Genomic DNA, 5,415 nt, shown 5'->3' on the forward strand with positions numbered 1-5,415 from the left:
CGCCCGGCGCCTATCTCTCTGATCTCATGCTTCAGGGCTTTGGTTTCGCATCGGCGCTGCTGGTGCCGCTGTTTCTGGTGAACGGCCTGCGCCTGATCGTCGGGCGCGACATCGGGCATCTGCGCCGATCGATCATCGCGACGATTGCGTCGGTGCTGGCGCTGTCAGCGGCGCTCGGTCTCGTCTGGCCTGCCGCCATCGGCGCGCTCGATGCCGGGGCGGGCGGCGTGACCGGGCTGATCGCGGCGCGGCTGGTGGCGACGCTGCCGTGGTCGTCGGGCTTTGACCCGGCGCTTGGTGCCGTGCTGTTCGCGGGCGTGCTTGCCATCGTCGGGATCGTGCTGTTCATCATCGGCCTGCGGCTGACGCGCGCGGAACTGGCGTCGGCGTTCGGGCTTTGGCCGTTCCGGCGCGGCGCAGGCGACGACGAGGAGGGACCGGATACCCCCTATGTGGCAACCCCGGTGGCGACGCTGCGTGAGGATCGCGTTGTGCACGCAAACCCGCTGCCTGCCGCCGATGCCGAGCCGGACGCGCCCACACGCCGCATAGCGGGGCCGGTGCAACGCGCTGCCCCCAAACGCGAAGCGCCAGACAGGCAGCCGGGATTGCAACTCGGTGATCGGGCGGATCTGCCGCCGCTGTCGTTGCTGAAGCCGCCGCCACGCCAGACGTCTGCCGGGCTGGATGAAGCGGCCCTCGAACAGAACGCGCGCCTGCTGGAGGGGGTGCTCGACGACTTCGGCGTCAAGGGGCGGATCGTCGGTCTGGCGCAGGGTCCGGTCGTCACCCTCTATGAACTGGAACCGGCCCCCGGCATCAAGGCCAGCCGGGTGATCGGCCTTGCCGACGATATCGCCCGCTCCATGAGCGCGGTTTCCGCGCGTGTGGCCGTCATTCCGGGGCGCAATGTGATCGGCATCGAACTGCCGAACCTGAAGCGGGAAATGGTGTCGCTGTCGGAACTTCTGGCCGCCGACAGTTTTCAGGGCTCGTCGGGCACGCTGCCGATGATTCTGGGCAAGGACATCTCGGGCGTGCCGGTGGTGGCTGATCTGGCGCCGATGCCGCATCTGCTGATCGCCGGAACGACGGGCTCGGGAAAATCGGTCGGGCTGAACGCGATGATCCTGTCGTTGCTTTACAGGCTGCGCCCGGACCAGTGCCGGATGATCATGATCGATCCCAAGATGCTGGAACTCAGCGTCTATGACGATATCCCGCATCTGCTGGCTCCTGTCGTTACCGAACCGCAAAAGGCGATCCGGGCGTTGAAATGGGCCGTCGAACAGATGGAGGAGCGGTATCGCAACATGGCGCACATCAACGTGCGCTCGTTGTCGGGCTATAATGAAAAGGTGCGCGAGGCACTGAAGACCGGCAAACCCTTCGTGAAGCGGGTGCAGACCGGCTGGGACGAGGAGGGCAAACCGCAGTTCGAGGACATCTCGCTGCCGCTGGAGCCGCTGCCGCTGATCGTGGTCGTCGTCGACGAGCTGGCCGACCTGATGATGACGGCCGGCAAGGAAGTGGAGTTCCTGATCCAGCGGCTGGCGCAAAAGGCGCGCGCTGCCGGCATCCACCTGATCATGGCGACGCAGCGGCCTTCGGTCGACGTCATCACCGGCGTGATCAAGGCAAACCTGCCGACGCGGATCAGCTTTCAGGTGACGTCGAAGATCGACAGCCGCACCATTCTGGGCGAAATGGGCGCCGAGCAACTGCTGGGGAAGGGCGACATGCTCTATATGCCCGGCGGCAAGCAGAGCGTGCGGGTGCATGGTCCCTTCGTGTCGGACGAAGAAGTGGAGGCCGTGGCCAAGCACTGGAAAGCGCAGGGCGTGCCTGACTATGTGTCGGGCGTCACCGAGGAACCGGAAGGCGGCGATCCGGGCTTCGCCGGCGGGGCGCGTGGCGAAGGCAAGGCCGGGCCGGGCGGCGAGGGCGACCAGCTATCGCAGGCCATTCAGGTGGTCGCGACCAGCCGCAAGGCGACGATCAGTTACCTCCAGCGGCAGATGCGGATCGGCTATAATTCGGCGGCCCGCCTGATCGACCAGATGGAGGAAATGGGCCTTGTATCTTCGCCCGACCATGTCGGCCGGCGCGAAGTGCTGATGGACGAGGCCGGAAACCGCGCCTGACGGGGGCGCTACGCCCGGATGTCGAACGAGGGGGCGGTCTGCCAGCCCCCACGGGTGAAGTCCGGGATATCCTGTGCGGCGCTGCGGTTTTTGACCGACCGTTCGGTTAGGTCGAACAGCGATGACCACGCCGCGCCGTCATAGACGGGCTGGTCGATCGGCAGTCCTTCGCGAAGGCAGGTGATGATCCGCCACAGCATGACAAAGTCCATGCCGCCGTGGCCGCCCCTTTCCGTGGCGAGCGTTGCAAGCTTCGTCCACAGCGGGTGGTCGTAGCGCTGCTGCCAGCGGGTCATGTCGGTGTCCCATTTGTGCTGGGCGCCTTTTCCGTCGTCGATGGCGATGCGGGCCGGGTAGCCGCCGAACGCGCCTTTGGTGCCCTGAATATAGTTCAGCCTGTCATAGGGGCGCGGGGTGTTGATGTCGTGCTGGACGAGGATGGTCCGTCCGCGCATCGTTTTCACCAGCGCAGAGCTCATGTCGCCGGCGATGAACTTCCAGTTGCGCTGCGGGTCGCCGGCGGGAAGCTGCGACTGGGCGAACGCTTGCATCGCCAGCGCCGGCGAATCCATTGCCACCAGATAGTCGAACCGGTCTCCGCGGTTGATGTTCATATATTGCGCGACCGGGCCGAGGCCGTGCGTTGGATACAGGTTGCCGCGATGGCGCGTCTGCCAGCCGGGGCGCCACACGCCTTCACCGCGCGTCGTCCGCAGCATCTGCGAACGCAGCTCGTGGATGTAGGCGCCGGCGCCGTGGGTCAGCTCTCCGAACAGGTTCTGCCGCACCATGTTCAGCACCATCAGTTCTTCGCGCCCGTAGCAGCAATTCTCCATCATCATGCAGTGGCGCTGCGTTTGCTCGCTCGCCTCGGTCAGCGCCCAGAGTTCGTCGATGGTCACCCCCATCGGCACTTCGACGAACGCATGTTTGCCGCCGCGCATCGCCGACAGCGCCATCGGCGCATGCCATTGCCACGGAGTGAAGATGAAGATCGCATCCAGGTCGGGCATGTCGGCCAGCGCACGCCAGCTTTCCTGCCCGCCGGTCACGCGCCGGGGCGCGGTTCCCTGCTTTGCCTTCACCTTGGCGATTGCCCGGTCGAGCACGAATTCGTCGATGTCGGCGATTGCGCGGATGTCGACGCCATCCAGCGTCAGCAGCAGGTCGGTCATCGGCGTGCCGCGTTCACCGACACCGATGATGCCGACCCGCACACGCTGTATCCGGGGGGCGGCAAAGCCCATCATCGAGCCGGCAGCGGCCGGAGCGCCAAGCGCGGGGGCGGATACGGCGGCCGCAGTGGCGGCGGCGCCAGCAAAGAGCGAGCGGCGGGAGATGTCGGTCATGCGGCGCATCGTGCGCCGGCAGCGTGCCGCGTACAAGCGGATTATTGTTCGCTCAAACAGTTAAGATTGTCGATCAACATAGTGATATTATTTGATAATGGAAGATTTGGTTGAAACTGATATTGGGCGGCACACAGCGCCGCCCTGTATCGGATCCCGGTTCTACATGTTCGGATAGTTCGGCCCGCCACCGCCTTCCGGCGTTACCCAGTTGATGTTCTGGGTCGGGTCCTTGATGTCGCAGGTTTTGCAATGGACGCAGTTCTGCGCATTGATCTGCAACCGTGGTTCGCCGACATCGGCGCCGACGATTTCATATACGCCCGCCGGGCAATAGCGTTGCGCCGGCTCGTCATAGAGGGGCAGGTTGATCCTGACCGGCACCGTCGGGTCTTTCAGTTGCAGGTGGACCGGCTGATCTTCCTCGTGGTTGGTATTCGAAAGGAACACCGAGGAGAGCCGGTCGAAGCTGAACACGCCATCGGGTTTTGGATATTCGATCGGCCAGCAATGTTCCTTGCGCCACAGCTTGGTGTGGTCAGGCTCGTGCTTCATCGTGAAGGGCATGCGCAGCCCCAGATGTTCAGCCCACATGGTGATCCCGGCCAATGCCGTGCCGACGGTTCCACCCAGTTTGGCGACCAGCGGCTCGGTGTTGCGGACGCCGCGCAGTTCCTCGTAGACCCAGCTTTGTTCATAGGCGGCTGCATAGGCGGAAAGCTCGTCGCCTACGCGGTTGGCGGCGATTGCATCGACGGCGGCTTCGGCGGCCATCATGCCGGTTTTCATCGCGGTATGCGTGCCCTTGATGCGCGGCACGTTCACGAAACCGGCGGAACAGCCGATCAGCGCAGCGCCAGGCATCACCAGTTTCGGCACGGCCTGCCAGCCGCCTTCGTTGATCGCGCGCGCACCATAGGAAACGCGGCGACCGCCCTCGAGGATCTTGCGGATTTCCGGGTGGGTCTTCCAGCGCTGCATTTCCTCGAACGGGGAAAGATGCGGATTGCGGTACGAAAGCGCGACCACGAACCCAAGCGCAACCTGATTGTTGGCCTGATGATACAGAAAGCCGCCGCCCCACGCGTCGGTGAGGGGCCAGCCCTGCGTGTGGATCACCCGCCCCGGCACATGGTTTTCCGGCTTGATGTCCCAAAGTTCCTTGATGCCGATGCCGTATGTCTGCGGCTGGCTGTTCGCGCGCAGATCGAAGCGGTGGATCAACTGCTTCGTCAGGTGGCCACGCACGCCTTCGGCGAAGAAGGTGTATTTCGCATGCAGTTCGAGGCCGGGCTGGTAGTTCGGCCCGTGGCTGCCGTCGCGCTGGACGCCCATGTCGCCGGTGGCGACCCCCTTCACCGAGCCGTCGTCGTTGAACAGCACTTCGGCTGCGGCAAAGCCGGGGAAGATTTCAACGCCAAGCCCCTCGGCCTGACCGGCGAGCCAGCGGCAGAGATTGCCGAGGCTTCCGGTGTAGGTGCCCTCGTTGTTCATGAAGCTTGGCATCAGGGCGTGCGGGAATTCCGTCTTGCGGCCCTTGGTCAGCACCCAATGGTGGTTTTCCGTCACCGGCACTTCGGCCATCGGGCAGCCCTGTTCGCGCCAATCGGGGATCAGTTCATCGAGCGCACGCGGGTCGACCACGGCGCCCGACAGGATGTGCGCGCCGATTTCCGAGCCCTTTTCCAGCACGCAAACCGAAATCTCGGCCCCACGCGCGGCCGCAACCTGCTTCGCGCGGATCGCTGCCGAAAGTCCGGCCGGGCCGCCCCCGACGATCACCAGATCATAAGGCATCGCTTCGCGTGTGGTCATTCCTTGTATCCCTTCCGGCCTTGCATTCCGCCCGGGCGACGTGTGGCGCACCCTGATCCTCTCTATTCATCGCAGCGACGCGGGTTTTCAACCCGAAATGCGCCGGC

At 64.7% G+C, this 5,415-nt stretch carries 3 protein-coding genes; 1 reads left to right on the top strand and 2 read right to left on the bottom strand.

Annotated elements, in window-relative coordinates; all coding sequences use genetic code 11:
• On the top strand, nucleotides 1-2,144 hold a 2,144-nt coding region (locus tag AC16JP_RS05080; protein WP_484339521.1), incomplete at its 5' end, for a DNA translocase FtsK.
• Between the two features lie 8 nt (nucleotides 2,145-2,152).
• Here AC16JP_RS05080 and AC16JP_RS05085 read toward each other — a convergent pair.
• Nucleotides 2,153-3,493 (bottom strand): Gfo/Idh/MocA family protein, encoded by a 1,341-nt coding sequence (locus AC16JP_RS05085; RefSeq protein WP_484339522.1) that lies wholly within the window; start codon nucleotides 3,491-3,493, stop codon nucleotides 2,153-2,155.
• 162 nt (nucleotides 3,494-3,655) lie between these two features.
• A complete protein-coding gene (locus AC16JP_RS05090) occupies nucleotides 3,656-5,308 on the bottom strand; it encodes an electron transfer flavoprotein-ubiquinone oxidoreductase (RefSeq protein ID WP_484339523.1) in 1,653 nt (550 codons plus the stop codon).
• Nucleotides 5,309-5,415 lie beyond the last annotated feature (107 nt).

It is taken from the genome of Sandaracinobacteroides sp., from assembly GCF_057137845.1.